Below are 13,071 nucleotides of genomic sequence, written 5' to 3'. Positions count from 1 at the left end.
GGGGCGCCTTAGCAAACCAGTAACCAAGCGGAGGCGACGTCCAACATGGCAGAGCCCGATCGACCCGGCGATACACCGGACGATCACAGCGCCCAAATGGCCGATCTGGAAGCCCGGATCGCGAAGGCCAAGGGGGTGCCGAAGGACACGTCTTCGCAGGGCGGGGGCCTGGGGTCAGCCGAAGCGGGCTGGCGGATGGTCACCGAGCTTGTAGCCGGTCTGCTGATCGGCTTTGCGATAGGATACGGGCTGGACTGGGTCTTGGGCATCGCGCCCGTCATGATGATCCTGTTCACCCTTCTGGGCTTTGCCGCGGGCATCAAGGTGATGCTGGGCACGGCACGGGACATGACTGCGGAACCGCCCGGCGCAGACAAGGCCGGGAACGAGACGAGGGACAAAGATGGCGACTGAAGCGCATGGTGCCGAAGAGAGCAGCCTGGTCTTCCACCCGATGGACCAGTTCATCGTCAAGCCGCTGTTCGGCGATGGCGAAGTGCATTGGTACACGATCACCAACGCGACGCTCTGGATGGCGATCGCCGTGGTCGTCGTGCTGCTGCTGATGGTGCTGGGCACCTCCGGGCGCAACCGGGTGCCGTCCCGCGTGCAGTCCATTGCCGAGATGGCCTATGGCTTCGTCTACAAGATGGTCGAGGACGTTGCGGGCAAGGATGCGATCCGCTTCTTCCCCTATGTCTTCACGCTGTTCATGTTCATCGTGCTGGCCAACCTGCTGGGCCTGCTGCCCATGGCCTTCACGCCGACCTCGCACTTCTCCGTGACGATCGTCCTGGCACTGGCGGTCTTCCTGACCGTCACCGTGACCGGCTTCGTCCTGCACGGCACCCATTTCCTGGGTCTCTTCTGGGTCTCTTCCGCGCCGCTCGTGCTGCGCCCGCTGTTGGCCCTGATCGAGATCATTTCCTACTTCGTGCGCCCCGTCAGCCATTCCATCCGGCTTGCCGGCAACATGATGGCCGGCCACGCGGTGATCAAGGTTTTCGCAGGCTTCGCGGCCATCGCCGCTGTGAGCCCGATCTCTGTCATCGCGATCACCGGCATGTACGGGCTGGAACTGCTCGTGGCCTTCATCCAGGCCTACGTGTTCACGATCCTGACCTGCGTCTACCTGAAGGATGCCCTGCATCCGGCGCACTGAAACGAACGTTGTGAGGTGCGTGTCCGCACGCACCCTGCAATCCTAATCTAGCCATTTCCAACGTAAGGAGAAAACGAGATGGAAGGCGATATCGCAGAACTCGGCAAATACATCGGTGTTGGTCTGACCGCTATCGGTATGGGCGGCGCCGCAATGGGTGTGGGCAACGTGGCAGGCAACTTCCTGTCCGGCGCGCTTCGCAACCCCTCCGCCGCTGCATCCCAGACCGCCACGCTCTTCATCGGCATGGCATTCGCAGAAGCCCTGGGGATCTTCTCGTTCCTCGTCGCTCTGCTGCTGATGTTCGCCGTCTAAGACTGCCGGAACAGATCCTTACGCCGGGTGCGTCCCTTGCGGGCGCACCCGTGGTAAACTGACTACCAGATCCAGTTCCCGGGAGAGGCAAGATGGCCACAATCACCGAAGACGCCGCCGGTCACGCTGCCGAAGCTGCTGGTCACGCCGCGGAATCCGCCGGTATGCCGCAGCTCGATTTCTCGACCTGGGGCAACCAGATTTTCTGGCTGATCGTCACGCTGGTCGTGATGTACCTCATCCTGTCCCGCGTGGCCCTGCCGCGCCTGGGTGCCGTGCTCGCCGACCGGGCCGGAACGATCGCCAACGACATTGCCCAGGCCGAAGAGCTGAAGCAAAAGGCCAAGGAGGCGGAAGCCGCCTACGACAAGGCCCTTGCCGACGCCCGGTCCGAAGCACACAAGATCGTCGAATCCACCCGCGCAGAGATCCAGAAGGATCTTGATGCCGCGATCGCCAAGGCTGATGCCGAGATCGCGGAGAAGGTGGCCGAAGGCGAGAAAGCCATTGCCGAGATCCGCGCCGGTGCGCTTGAAGCCGCCGAGACCGTGGCCAAGGACACCGCAGCCGAGATCGTCTCTGCCCTGGGGTTCAGCACCGATGGTGCGGACGTCGATGCAGCGGTCTCCGAGCGGATGAAAGGATGAGGACGATGTGCAAGTTTGCTCTGCCCACCATTCTGACCGCAGGTCTGGCAACGCTGGCCGCAAGCCCGGCGATGGCCGCAACCGGCCCGTTCTTTTCGCTGACCAACACGAACTTCATCGTTCTGCTGGCCTTCATCCTGTTCCTTGCCATCCTGGTCTTCTTCAAGGTCCCCGGCCTGATCGGCGGCCTTCTGGACAAGCGCTCCAGCACGATCCGTTCCGAGCTGGACGAGGCACGCAAGCTGCGTGAAGACGCCCAGGGTCTGCTGGCCTCTTACGAGCGCAAGCAGAAGGAAGTCCAGGAACAGGCCGACCGCATCGTCGCCAATGCCAAGGGCGAAGCCGACGAAGCGGCCGAACAGGCCAAGCTGGATCTGCAGAAGACCATCGAACGCCGCCTGAAGGCTGCCGAAGAGCAGATCACCAATGCCGAGCAGGCCGCCGTGCGGGAAGTCCGTGACCGGGCCATCGCCGTTGCCATCGCCGCGTCCCGTGACGTGATCGAGAAGCAGATGGATGGCGCCAAGGCTGCCGGCATGATCGACAGCTCCATCGAAGAGGTGAAGGCGCGGCTGAACTGAGCCTGACCCTTCACGACCGATTTCGGACAGACCCGGCCCCGGCCGGGTCTTTTCGTTTTTGGGGGTGTTGAGGGGCTGTTGCCGGCGCTGTCCCCCCGGGCGAGGGGGCGTGATCCAGCGGCGCGCCTGCGGCGCAAGCGATGCTGGCGCCTCCGTCCCGGAGGCGCGGTGGGCGCCAGTAGAGGCCGGCGGGCCCGGGGGCCGTAGGTCAGTCCCGCTCTTCTTCCCGCAGAAGCCGGGCGCGCGAGACCTCTTCGCGCCGGTCGGCATCCAGTTTCGCCGCATGGGCGGCGCGTACGTAATCCAGGTGATCCTCGACCGCCTTGCGGGCGGCGGCGGGCGCGCGCGCAGCGATGGCGGCGGCGATGGCTTCGTGCTGGGCCAGCAGGGCATCGCGCGTGGTGGCGGTGGCGAAGATCACCTGCCGGTTCCAGAACACCCCTTCGCGCAGCAGGCCGAACATGGCGCGCATCATGTGCAGCAGGACGGTGTTATGGCTGGCCTCAAGCACGGCCATGTGGAAATCCGCGTCCAGCCGCGCCTCTTGCGCGGGGTCGGCGGCCTCATGGGCGCGGCGCATCTTGTCCATCACCGTGGCGATCAGCCTGAGATCGGTATCAGAGCCATTGCGCGCGGCGCGTTCGGCGGCCTGCCCTTCCAGGTCGCGCCGGAAGGAGAGGTAATCCAGCACGGCTTCCTCGTGCCGCTGGAGCAGGGCGACGAGGGCCGGGGCGACCTGCATCCCCAGCTGGTCGGAGACATAGACGCCGGAGCCTGCGCGGGCGTCCAGCAGCCCGCGGTCCTGGAGCTGGGAGAGCGCGTCGCGCAGCGAGGGGCGCGACACCTCGAGTCGTTCGGCCAGCTCGCGTTCCGGCGGCAGGGTTTCCCCCGGCCGCAGGATGCCGCGTAGGATCAGGCGCTCGATCTGGCGCACCACGGCGTCGGCGCGTTTTTCGGGCTGGATCGGTTGGAAAGGCATCATGGCTCCGGCACTGGATTGGTCAGATTTTATGACCGCTTGCAGGCCGGGGCAAGGCGTCAGAATTCGACGCCGATCTGGGCCTTGATGCCGGAGCGGAAGGGATGCTTGAGCAGCTCCATCTCCGTGGCGAGGTCCGCGATCTCGATCAGCTCTTCCTTGGCGTTGCGCCCGGTCAGGACGACATGCGTCATCTCCGGCTTTTCCTCTTCCAGGAATGTGATGACATCGGCCACGTCGATGTAATCGTAGCGCAGGGCGATGTTGATCTCATCCAGCAGGACCATGCGGTTGGCGGGGTCGCGGATCAGCTCCTTGGCCTTTTCCCAGGCGGCCTGGGCCATGGCGACGTCGCGGTCGCGGTCCTGGGTTTCCCAGGTGAAGCCTTCGCCCATGGTGTGGAACTGGCAGATATCCGAAAAGCGGCTTTCGATCAGGTCGCGTTCGCCGGTGGACATGCCGCCCTTGATGAACTGCACCACGGCGCAGGGCATCTGGTGGGCGATGCAGCGGAAGATCATGCCGAAGGCGGCGGTGGACTTGCCCTTGCCCTTGCCGGTGTGGACGACGATCAGGCCTTTCTCATCGGTCTTGGTGGCCATGATCTTGTCACGGGCGACCTTCTTCTTGGCCATCTTGCTGGCGTGGCGGGCGGGGTCATCGTTTGCTGTGGAGGTCATGGGGGGCCTTTCACTGGATCAGGGCCAGAACATAGGGGGCAAGGACGGAGGTAAGCAAGGCATTCAGCGCCATGCCGATGCCGGCGAAGGCGCCGGCGGTGCGGTGGACCTGGAAGGCGCGGGCGGTGCCGATGCCATGGGCCGCGACCCCGGCGGAAAAGCCCCGGGCGCGCCAGTCGCGCACGCCGATGGCATTGAGCAGCGGGGTCACGATCAGCGCGCCGATCACGCCGGTGATCAGCACCATGGCGGCGGTCAGGGTGGGCAGGCCGCCGATCCGTTCGGAGATGCCGATGGCCACCGGGGCGGTGACGCTCTTGGGCGCGAGGGAGATCAGCAGCTCTCCTTCCAGGCCGAGCCACTTGGCCAGCAACAGGGCCGAGAGCATGGCCACCAGCGCCCCCACCACCAGCGCCACGAGCAGGGGCAGGGCGGTTTTGCGCAGGTTGCCGAGGTTGGTGTAAAGCGGCACGGCCAGGCAGACGGTGGCCGGGCCGAGCAGGAAGTGCACGAATTGCGCGCCCTCGAAATAGGTCTGGTAGCTGGTGCCGGTGATCAGCAGGGTTCCGGAGACGGTGAGGATCGCCACCATGATCGGATTGCCCCAGGCCTTGCGCCCGCTCAGCTGCCAGAGCCGTTCGGCCCCGACATAGGCGCCCACGGTCATGGCCAGCCAGACGAGGGACCCTTCGGTGAGATAGCTCCAGATATCGGTGATCATGCGGAGGTGTCCTCTTCCGTGCGGGTCAGGCGCAGGAGCCATTGGAAGGTCAGCGCGCAGGCCGCGATGGCCAGCGCGGTGGAGGCGACGAGCACCAGCATGATGCGCCAGCCGTCCGTGCGCAGTAGGTCGAGGTACTGGATGTAGCCCACGCCCGCCGGGACGAAGAGCAGCGGCAGATGCGCGAGCAGGCCGTTGGCGGTGTCCCGGAGGCGCGCGAAGAGCGCGGGCCAGGCGAGGAAGCTGGCAGCCAGAAGCGCCATGCCGAGCACCGGGCCGGGCAGGGGCAGGCCGGAGCCGCGGGCGATGACCTCACCGGCAAGCTGGAAGCAGAGGATCAGGAAGAAGGGACGTATCATGGCGCTCTCCGTCTGTGTGCTTCAAGGGCTACCGCGCCGCGCGTGTTTGGGGAAGTCAGGGCGGCCATGCGTGAGGGGCAAGGGGGGCCGCCCCCGGGGTGATCTGGGCGCCGGGGGGCTTTGCCCCCCACGGCCGTCAGCCCCCTCCGCGGGGTCTGGCGGCCGTTCCCCCCAGAGTTTTCGGGCAAGAAGAAAGGGGGTGTGGTCCTTTTGGTCAGGTGTTCAGCGGGCGTTCATAGGTGATCGAGGTGGGGCGGGGGTAGCCGGCATGGCAGGTGCGGGCGGTTTCCACGAAGCCGAGGGCGGTGAAGGTCGCCTGGTTCTCCGTCAGTTCGACGCGGGTTTGCACGCGCAGTTTCGGCAGGGCGTGGGCCCGGGCGCGGGTGTCTGCCAGGGTGAGGAGCTGGCGGGACAGGCCCTGTCCGCGCGCGGTTTGCGCGACTGCGAGCTTGCCGATGTAGAGCGCATCTGGCTGGGTGGTGAGTATCACGCAGGCCAGAGGGGCGTCGGCGTGGGGGGCTTCGGTGTCGGGCGCGTCTGGCGCGGGGAGGATCCAGAGTTCCTTTTCCGCCGCCTCCCGTGCCAGCGCGGCCAGGTCCATGCGGGTCAGCGAGGAGGGCGGGTCGATGCGCGCAGCCATGAAAGCGAAGCTGTCGCGCAGCAGGGAGAGGGTGGCGGGCAGCTGCGGGCTGTCAGGGCCGAGGCGGATCGGGGTCATTTGCGGGGCCGCCCGCTGGCGCGGGGTTTTCCGGCGCGCGCCGGTTGGGGGGCTTTCGCGGTTGTGCATGGGGGCCTCCGGGCGCTGGTCAGGGTTTCGCCGGGCCGGCGGCCAGGGCTTCGAGGCGGGCGCGGGCGGAGTTTGACTTCGGCTGCCAGAGGCCGCGGTCGATGGCCTCTTGCAGGCGTTGGGCGATTTCCGCCAGGGCCGGGGCGTTATGGGCTGCGATGAACTCCCGGGTGTCGTCGTCTTCCAGGAAGGCCTCGTGGCAGAGGTCGAAGTGATGCGGCTTCACCGCGCTGGTCGTGGCGGCGAAGGCAAAGAGGTAATCGACCGTTGCCGCGATCTCGAAGGCGCCCTTGTAGCCGTGGCGCTTCACCCCGTCGATCCACTTGGGGTTCACCACGCGGGAGCGCATCACGCGGGAGATTTCCTCGTCCAGGGTGCGGATCACCGGGCGTTCGGGGCGCGAGTGATCGTTGTGGTAAAGCGGCACGTCCGCGCCTTTCAGGGTGGCGACGGCAGCGGCCGCGCCGCCTTCGAACTGGTAGTAATCGTCGCTGTCCAGGATGTCGTGTTCGCGGTTGTCCTGGTTCTGCACGATGGCCTCGGTCTGGGTCAGCCGCGCCTTCAGCCCTTCGGTGTCGCGGGTGCCCTCGTCCCTTGCGCCGTAGCTGTAGCTGCCCCATTCGAGGTAGGCCGCGGCCAGGTCGGCGCGGTCGTTCCAGATGCGTTCGTCGATCAGCGCCTGCAGGCCTGCGCCATAGGCACCGGGCTTGGCGCCGTAGATGCGCGATTGGGCCTCTCCGGCGCGGGCGCGGGCGGCGGCGGGGTTCATGTCCGCCGGTTCCTCCAGCGCCTGGACCTCGCGGGCGGCGCTGTCGAAGAGCGCGATGAGCTGGGGGAAGGCATCGCGGAAGAAGCCGGAGATCCTCAGGGTCACGTCGACGCGCGGGCGGTCGAGGATCGACAGCGGCAGGATCTCGAACCCGGTGACGCGGCGGTTGGCGCTGTCCCATTGCGGTTTCGCGCCCATCAGCGCCATGGCCTGGGCGATGTCATCGCCCCCGGTGCGCATGTTGGCGGTGCCCCAGGCGGTCAGCAGCATCGTGCGGGGCCAGTCGCCGTGGTCCTGCAGGTGGCGTTCGATCAGCAGGTTGGCCGATTTCCAGCCAAGCGCCCAGGCGGTGGGTGTGGGCACCGCGCGGCTGTCGACCGAGTAGAAGTTGCGCCCGGTGGGAAGGGTGTCCAGCCGGCCCCGTGTGGGCGCGCCGGAGGGCGCCGGGGCGAGGAAGTGCCCTGAAAGGGCGGTGAGGAGGCCCGATCCTTCGGCCGGGCCGCAGGCCGCGAGGGTGGGGGCGATCCGGGTTTCAATCTGCGTGAGGACGGCTGCGGATTGCGGGCCGGGGGCGTCAGGCCGCTGAGGCCGGGGGCTGTCATCGGTTCGCAGGAGGTCCGTGAGAAGGTCCCCCGCGAGAAGCTCCAGCCGCTCCACGGTATCTCCGTTGGTGCGCCAGCTGTCTTCGGTGAGCCCGGCCAGCATCTCTGGCCGCGGCCCCTCCCAGGCCCCGGCCATGTCGCAGTCCAGCGGATCGAAGCCGAGGTCCAAGTCAGCGGCCAGTGCGCGGGGCAGGGAGGCATCGCCGCCCTTGCCGTCGCCGCGCGGGATGCGCACCAGCGCCTGCAGCAGGTCGCGGAACAGCCGGTCCTGCGGTGTCTGGCCGAAGATGTGCAGGCCGTCGCGGATCTGTGCCTCTTTCAGCTCGCAGAGGAAGGCGTCGAGTTTCGCGAGGTCGCCGTCGCTATCCCCGGTAAAGCCCGCATCCGCCCCGATCCCGGTGGCCGAGGTCAGGGCAAGGATCTCTGTCCGCAGGTGGGTGATCCGGCGGGGATCGACGCCGGCGGCCTCGTAGTATTCATCGACCAGCGCCTCGAGGTCGCGCATCGGCCCGTAGCTTTCCGCGCGGGTCAGGGGCGGGGTCAGGTGGTCGACGATGACGGCAGAGGTGCGGCGCTTGGCCTGGGAGCCTTCGCCGGGGTCGTTGACGATGAAGGGGTAGACATGGGGCAGCGGGCCCATGACGGCCTCGGGGTAGCAGGCGTCCGACAGGGCCAGGGCCTTGCCGGGCAGCCATTCGAGGTTGCCGTGCTTGCCCATGTGGACCAGCGCATCGGCGCCGAAGTGTTCGCGCAGCCAGATGTAGAAGGCCAGGTAGCCATGCGGGGGGACGAGGTCCGGCGCGTGGTAGGTTTCTTCGGGGTCGATGTTGTAGCCCCGGGCGGGCTGGATGCCGACAACCGCATTGCCGAAGCGCAGGATGGAGAGGGTGAAGCCGCCTGCGGCGGCTGCCTCCGGCGGGAGTTTTCCGGGCAAGAAGAAGGGATCGTCTTGCGGAGCGCCCCAGCGGGCCGTGACCTCTTCCCGGGTTGATTCGGGGAGGCGGTTGAAATGGGTCAGGTAGGTGTCGAGCGGCAGGACCTCTCCGCCTTCCGTGCGGGTGCGGTCGGTGAGCCAGTTGGTGGGGCCGGCGAGGATGCGGGCCATCAGGTCATCGGCCGTGTCCGGCGCGTCCGTGATGCCGTATCCCGCCTGGGCCAGCAGGTTCAGGGCATGGACCGTGGCGGCGGGGGTATCGAGGCCGACGCCATTGGCGAGGCGGCCGTCCTTGTTGGGGTAATTGGCCAGGATCAGGGCGACGCGGCGCCTCTCCGGGGGGGTGTTGCGCAGGCGGCACCAGTTGGCCGCGAGGCGGGCGGTGAAGTCCACCCGGTCGGCGCGGGGCGCGTAGCGGGCGATGTTGCACTGGGTGGCCTGGTCGTAGTGGTCCGATCCCTTGAAGCCCACGGCGCGGGTCAGGATGCGGCCGTCGACCTCTGGCAGGGCCACGTGCATGGCGATGTCGCGGGCCGAGAGGCCGGCGGTGCTTTCGGTCCAGGCCTCTTGCGCGGTGGAGGCGAGGACCACCTGGAAGCAGGGAGCATTGCAGGCCGAGGGCCGGGTAAAGGGGTTGTCCTGCCCGTCACCGCCCGGGGTGCCGGTGGCGAAGGCGGTGCAGTTCAGGATCAGCTGGGGCGGGCATTCTTCAAAGAGCCCGTCCAGCGTGGCCGCCGAGACCGGATCCTTGAGCGAGGCGACGAAGACCGGCAGCGGGTTGAGGCCCTGGTCGCGCAGCGCGGCGATGAGGGCGTCGATGGGCGCAAGGCCCGCGCCCTGGAGCAGCGCGCGGTAGAAGACCAGCGGCACCACGGGGGCCTGTGGGGTCCAGTGGCGGGCGAGCGCGGCAAGATCCGGTGCGGTTTCGCCGGGCCAGTAGAGGCCGGCGCGCAGCAGAGGGGCTGCCGGGCCGGGTGTCTCCGTATCCTCGAGAAGCGCGCGGCAATATTGCAGGAAGCGGGTGCTGTTCTGCGGCCCGCCTTCCACCAGGTAGGCCCAGAGCGCATCGTAATCCGCATCGGTCACGGTGGAGAGGGCGCGCAGCTCCGGATCGGGCTTGTCGTCGCCGGGCAGGGCCGCGAAGGGGACCCCGGCGGCATGGAGGCGGGCGGCATATTGTTCGACCCCGTAGCGCCAGTAGCCGGTGCCGCCCAGGACGCGGGCCACGACCAGCCGGCTGCCCGTGGCGCAGGTGTCCAGGTGCAGGTCCACCGACATCGGGTGTGACAGGTCGGTGATCCGGGCCAGCCGCAGCGAGGGGGCATCGGGCAGGGCGGCGCGGGCGGTGGAGAGCGCGGCGAGTTCCGTATCGGCGGCGGAGAGGACCAGCAGGTCGGCCGGGGTCTGGCCGAGGTCCACGGCCTCGTTTCCGTCTTCGATCCGGCCGGGGGTGGCGGCGAGGAGATGCATGGGCGGGGCCTTTCCGGGGCTGGTGCCGGAGCGGGTCCGGGGGAGCGTCGTGCGCCGGATCGGGGCGCGGCGGCGGCTGAGGGGGCGGGATGCCTCCGGCGGAAGTATTTTGGGCCAGGTGAAGGGCGGGGGCGTGCGAAGGGCGGGGGCGGGTGCAGGGCGGGCGGTCAGCCCGCCTGTTCAGCCTGCCTGGGCGGCGTCACCTGTCAGGGGTTTTTCCATGAAGACGGAGACGCCGTTGTCCGCGTAATCGCCGAAGACGCCGCAGCGGGTGAAGCCCTTTGCCTGGTAGAGGCGGCAGGCGGCGGCCAGGGCATCGCCGGTTTCAAGGCGCAGCATTGTCAGCCCCTCAGATAGCGCCTGGGCTTCGATCCGGGCCAGCAGGGCGGAGCCGACGCCGCGACCGCGGGCGGCTTCGTCGGTGTAGAAGCTCTTGACCTCTCCGTAGCCCTGCTTGACCTGCAAGGCGCCGCAGCCCAGCGTTTCCTCCCCGCTTTTGGCGAGGAAGAAACGGATATCGGGCCGCGCCAGGGCCTCGTGGCTGAGGAAGTTGTTTTCCTCTGGCTTGTAGAGGCGCTTCATCAGGGCCTGGGAGGCATCCAGCAGGCGCACGGCCTCTGGCTGGGTCGGGCTGGCCATGGTGATGGTGAGGGGCGTGGTCTGGGTCATGGTGGCGTCAGGTCCGGGGTGGTCTTGGCGAGGGCGATGGCGGGATCAGGCCGCCAGCGCCTTTTCGATGGCGGCGCGGTCAAGGCCGGACTGGCCGATGACCACGAGGCGGGTTTCGCGCGGGGCGCTGCCGAAGGGCTGGTCGAAATAGCTGTCGATCCGGGGGCCGACGGCCTGGATGGTCAGGCGCATCGGCTTGCCGGTGACCGCCGCGAAGCCCTTGAGCCGCAGGATGTCATGTTCGCGGATGATCGCGGAGACCTGTTCGGCAAAGGCCGCCGGGTCGGCGATTTCGGAGCGCGTGACGGTGAAGCTTTCGAATTCGTCATGCCCGTGTTCGTGTTCATGGCTGTGATCGTCATCGCCCTCGGGGTGATCGTCCTCATCGTCGTGGTGGTGATGATGATGCACCTCGTGACGTGCGGCCATGTCGGTCTCTGCGCCCATGTCCATGCCTAGGAGCACATCCGCGGGCAGAACGCCCATGGCGGAAGAGACGATCTGGACCGAGGGGCGCGCGCCTTTGCGCAGGCTGTCCATGGTGCCTGTCAGCTCTGCCTGCGAGAGCAGGTCGGACTTGTTCACCACGATCATGTCGGCGCAGGCAAGCTGGTCTTCGAAAAGCTCGGAGAGCGGGGTTTCGTGGTCGATGCTGTCATCGGCGTCGCGGGCGGCGGCGACGGCGGTTTCGTCATGGGCAAAGCGCCCCTCGGTGACGGCCTTGCCGTCCACCACGGTCACGACGCCATCCACGGTGACGCGGGTCGAGATGCCGGGCCAGTTGAAGGCGCGCACCAGCGGCTGGGGCAGGGCCAAGCCGGAGGTTTCGATCACGATGTGGTCGGGCTTGTCCGGGCGGGCGAGCAGGGCTTCCATGGTGGGGATGAAATCCTCTGCCACGGTGCAGCAGATGCAGCCGTTGGACAGTTCCATGATGTCCTCTTCGCGGCAGGTTTCATCGCCGCAGCCCTTGAGGATGTCGCCATCGACGCCGAGGTCGCCGAATTCGTTGATGATCAGCGCGATGCGGCGGCCGCCGGCGTTGGAGAGCATGTGGCGGACCAGGGTGGTCTTGCCGGCACCGAGGAAGCCGGTGATGATCGTGGCAGGGATCTTGGCGGGCATGGGAGCCTCCGGAAGGGTCTTGGGATTTGGGTCTTGTGATGGCGGTGCTGCGCCGTTCGATGCGGGCGCGGGTTTTGCCATGGCAGAGGCCGGGGGCTGGGCCCCCGGCGCAGGTTCGCCTGTCTTGTAAGGCGGGCGGGCAGACGTCCGGGGGCCCTTGGTCAGGCCCCCGTGCGATCGGGCGTTCCGTCAGGCGTTGAAGAGACGCGGGGTGATCAGGCCGGTTTTCGACAGGCCACGGGCGGATTTCGCGGCCGCCAGCACGGCCAGGTCCACCAGGGGCTCGATCAGGACGACCAGCATGTAGGCGCCGCCGAAGGTGAAGACCGAGGTCGCCGTGGTCGCGGTGAAGCCCTGGCCGTAGAAGGCCCAGAAGGCCACCCAGGCCACCACGCCGCCCTGGTAGGCGGTCGAAAGCGCCAGCGCGTCGCGGTACCTGATGTCCACGTAGGCCATGTCGCGCGGGATGATCCGGTCCGCGATGGCCTTCATCGCGAAGAGCGGCACCAGCAGGGTGGTCACGTTGGCGCCGTATTGCGGCAGGTCGAAGGGGGCGAAGAAGAGGCCCTGAAGCAGCAGGCCAAGCGCCAGCGCCAGGGCGGCCGGGGCCGCGCCCAGCAGCAGGAAGAGCGTGGAGCCCAGGATGAAGTGCACCTCGGAGATGCCGACCGGGTAATGCGGCAGGACCTGGAAGAAGCTGAAGACGGCGGCGGTGCCCATGGCGATCCGGGCGGCAAAGGAGCCGAGACCCTTTTCCGTCAGGCTGTCCGCGGCCAGGCGGACCGTGTAGAGGGCCGCGCCCGCGGCGGTGGCATAGGACAGCACCATCTTGGCACCGCTGATCAGACCGGGTTCGATATGCATTGCGTTCTCCTTGACCGTCACACCCGACGGTTCGTGTAGGTTCATGTCATGCACGGCCGGTCTCCTGGCTGACGGCTCTGGCGCTGGTCCTGCCTTCCCGGAGCGCTCTCCAGTGGCGTGGATGGACCGGCTTGCCGCGTCACAGTCGCGGGGGCGGCTGCGGCTGACGGGCCCCTACTTGGGTCACCCGCTCCGCATTCCCGTTTCACCCCCTTGGCGCTTTGCGCCCCAACGGGGGAACCGTACAGCGATAGTCGTGCCCATCCGGACCCGCTGCGTCAAGACGAATCGCGGGGCGCGCATAGCGGGCAGGGCTGGCGTTTTGGCCTGCGGCCGTTGAGTAAGGCTTGTGGTGCAGCATATATCTTGTGGAAAACCCTGTGCACCCCGCCATATCCTGCGGTCCT

14 protein-coding genes and 1 riboswitch are annotated in these 13,071 nt (G+C 67.7%); of the genes, 5 read left to right on the top strand and 9 right to left on the bottom strand.

Annotated features, from left to right (window positions below; genetic code table 11):
• The first annotated feature begins 45 nt into the window (after positions 1-45).
• The 5 genes from HCZ97_RS14995 (at position 46) to HCZ97_RS14975 (ending at position 2,705) form a co-directional block, all read left to right on the top strand.
• Positions 46-414 carry an AtpZ/AtpI family protein gene (locus HCZ97_RS14995; protein ID WP_167689563.1) on the top strand — a complete coding sequence of 123 codons (369 nt, stop codon included), beginning with the start codon at positions 46-48 and terminating at the stop codon, positions 412-414.
• Positions 404-1,162 carry a F0F1 ATP synthase subunit A gene (locus tag HCZ97_RS14990; RefSeq protein WP_167689561.1) on the top strand — a complete coding sequence of 253 codons (759 nt, stop codon included), beginning with the start codon at positions 404-406 and terminating at the stop codon, positions 1,160-1,162. Before HCZ97_RS14995 ends, HCZ97_RS14990 begins: the two co-directional genes overlap by 11 nt.
• Positions 1,163-1,240: 78 nt before the next feature.
• Positions 1,241-1,477, top strand: a complete 237-nt coding sequence (locus tag HCZ97_RS14985) for a F0F1 ATP synthase subunit C (RefSeq protein WP_010142019.1) — start codon at positions 1,241-1,243, stop codon at positions 1,475-1,477.
• A gap of 92 nt (positions 1,478-1,569) precedes the next feature.
• Entirely contained in the window at positions 1,570-2,124 is a 555-nt protein-coding gene (locus HCZ97_RS14980) for a F0F1 ATP synthase subunit B' (RefSeq protein WP_167689559.1), read from the top strand.
• Positions 2,125-2,129: 5 nt separating this feature from the next.
• Complete coding sequence (locus HCZ97_RS14975; protein WP_167689558.1) at positions 2,130-2,705, top strand: F0F1 ATP synthase subunit B; 576 nt, start codon at positions 2,130-2,132, stop codon at positions 2,703-2,705.
• A 208-nt stretch (positions 2,706-2,913) separates the two neighbouring features.
• Here the strand turns inward: HCZ97_RS14975 and HCZ97_RS14970 are convergent, their stop codons facing one another.
• The 9 genes from HCZ97_RS14970 to HCZ97_RS14930 form a co-directional block, all read right to left on the bottom strand.
• On the bottom strand, positions 2,914-3,684 hold the full coding sequence (locus tag HCZ97_RS14970) for a FadR/GntR family transcriptional regulator (protein WP_167689557.1): 771 nt from the start codon (positions 3,682-3,684) through the stop codon (positions 2,914-2,916).
• A 59-nt stretch (positions 3,685-3,743) separates the two neighbouring features.
• Positions 3,744-4,364 carry a cob(I)yrinic acid a,c-diamide adenosyltransferase gene (gene cobO / locus HCZ97_RS14965; RefSeq protein WP_167689556.1) on the bottom strand — a complete coding sequence of 207 codons (621 nt, stop codon included), beginning with the start codon at positions 4,362-4,364 and terminating at the stop codon, positions 3,744-3,746.
• A gap of 10 nt (positions 4,365-4,374) precedes the next feature.
• Complete coding sequence (locus HCZ97_RS14960; RefSeq protein WP_167689554.1) at positions 4,375-5,085, bottom strand: LrgB family protein; 711 nt, start codon at positions 5,083-5,085, stop codon at positions 4,375-4,377.
• Positions 5,082-5,444 carry a CidA/LrgA family protein gene (locus HCZ97_RS14955; protein ID WP_167689552.1) on the bottom strand — a complete coding sequence of 121 codons (363 nt, stop codon included), beginning with the start codon at positions 5,442-5,444 and terminating at the stop codon, positions 5,082-5,084. The genes HCZ97_RS14960 and HCZ97_RS14955 overlap by 4 nt, the downstream gene beginning before the upstream one ends.
• Positions 5,445-5,658: 214 nt before the next feature.
• Positions 5,659-6,162 (bottom strand): N-acetyltransferase, encoded by a 504-nt coding sequence (locus HCZ97_RS14950; protein WP_167689550.1) that lies wholly within the window; start codon positions 6,160-6,162, stop codon positions 5,659-5,661.
• An 88-nt stretch (positions 6,163-6,250) separates the two neighbouring features.
• Complete coding sequence (cobN, locus tag HCZ97_RS14945; RefSeq protein ID WP_167689548.1) at positions 6,251-10,006, bottom strand: cobaltochelatase subunit CobN; 3,756 nt, start codon at positions 10,004-10,006, stop codon at positions 6,251-6,253.
• A gap of 180 nt (positions 10,007-10,186) precedes the next feature.
• Entirely contained in the window at positions 10,187-10,675 is a 489-nt protein-coding gene (locus HCZ97_RS14940; RefSeq protein WP_254871551.1) for a GNAT family N-acetyltransferase, read from the bottom strand.
• Positions 10,676-10,720: 45 nt separating this feature from the next.
• Complete coding sequence (gene cobW, locus HCZ97_RS14935) at positions 10,721-11,800, bottom strand: cobalamin biosynthesis protein CobW (RefSeq protein ID WP_167689546.1); 1,080 nt, start codon at positions 11,798-11,800, stop codon at positions 10,721-10,723.
• A gap of 189 nt (positions 11,801-11,989) precedes the next feature.
• Complete coding sequence (locus HCZ97_RS14930) at positions 11,990-12,664, bottom strand: energy-coupling factor ABC transporter permease (protein ID WP_167689544.1); 675 nt, start codon at positions 12,662-12,664, stop codon at positions 11,990-11,992.
• A 36-nt stretch (positions 12,665-12,700) separates the two neighbouring features.
• A riboswitch (cobalamin riboswitch) is annotated at positions 12,701-12,924 on the bottom strand.
• Between the last annotated feature and the right edge of the window lie 147 nt (positions 12,925-13,071).

Source organism: Pseudooceanicola sp. HF7 (assembly GCF_011806405.1).
Classification (GTDB): Bacteria; Pseudomonadota; Alphaproteobacteria; order Rhodobacterales; family Rhodobacteraceae; genus Pseudooceanicola.
The sequence above is the reverse complement of the archived record's forward strand: the minus strand, read 5'-3'. Positions and strand labels throughout refer to the sequence as shown.

Bases quoted from the DNA above. Each gene is read 5' to 3' on its own strand.
- HCZ97_RS14970 (WP_167689557.1), bottom strand. From the start codon at position 3,684: ATGCCTTTCCAACCGATCCAGCCCGAAAAACGCGCCGACGCCGTGGTG.
- HCZ97_RS14960 (WP_167689554.1), bottom strand. From the start codon at position 5,085: ATGATCACCGATATCTGGAGCTATCTCACCGAAGGGTCCCTCGTCTGG.
- HCZ97_RS14985 (WP_010142019.1), top strand. From the start codon at position 1,241: ATGGAAGGCGATATCGCAGAACTCGGCAAATACATCGGTGTTGGTCTG.
- HCZ97_RS14980 (WP_167689559.1), top strand. From the start codon at position 1,570: ATGGCCACAATCACCGAAGACGCCGCCGGTCACGCTGCCGAAGCTGCT.
- cobW (WP_167689546.1), bottom strand. From the start codon at position 11,800: ATGCCCGCCAAGATCCCTGCCACGATCATCACCGGCTTCCTCGGTGCC.
- cobN (WP_167689548.1), bottom strand. From the start codon at position 10,006: ATGCATCTCCTCGCCGCCACCCCCGGCCGGATCGAAGACGGAAACGAG.
- HCZ97_RS14995 (WP_167689563.1), top strand. From the start codon at position 46: ATGGCAGAGCCCGATCGACCCGGCGATACACCGGACGATCACAGCGCC.
- cobO (WP_167689556.1), bottom strand. From the start codon at position 4,364: ATGACCTCCACAGCAAACGATGACCCCGCCCGCCACGCCAGCAAGATG.
- HCZ97_RS14940 (WP_254871551.1), bottom strand. From the start codon at position 10,675: ATGACCCAGACCACGCCCCTCACCATCACCATGGCCAGCCCGACCCAG.
- HCZ97_RS14955 (WP_167689552.1), bottom strand. From the start codon at position 5,444: ATGATACGTCCCTTCTTCCTGATCCTCTGCTTCCAGCTTGCCGGTGAG.
- HCZ97_RS14950 (WP_167689550.1), bottom strand. From the start codon at position 6,162: ATGACCCCGATCCGCCTCGGCCCTGACAGCCCGCAGCTGCCCGCCACC.
- HCZ97_RS14930 (WP_167689544.1), bottom strand. From the start codon at position 12,664: ATGCATATCGAACCCGGTCTGATCAGCGGTGCCAAGATGGTGCTGTCC.
- HCZ97_RS14975 (WP_167689558.1), top strand. From the start codon at position 2,130: ATGTGCAAGTTTGCTCTGCCCACCATTCTGACCGCAGGTCTGGCAACG.
- HCZ97_RS14990 (WP_167689561.1), top strand. From the start codon at position 404: ATGGCGACTGAAGCGCATGGTGCCGAAGAGAGCAGCCTGGTCTTCCAC.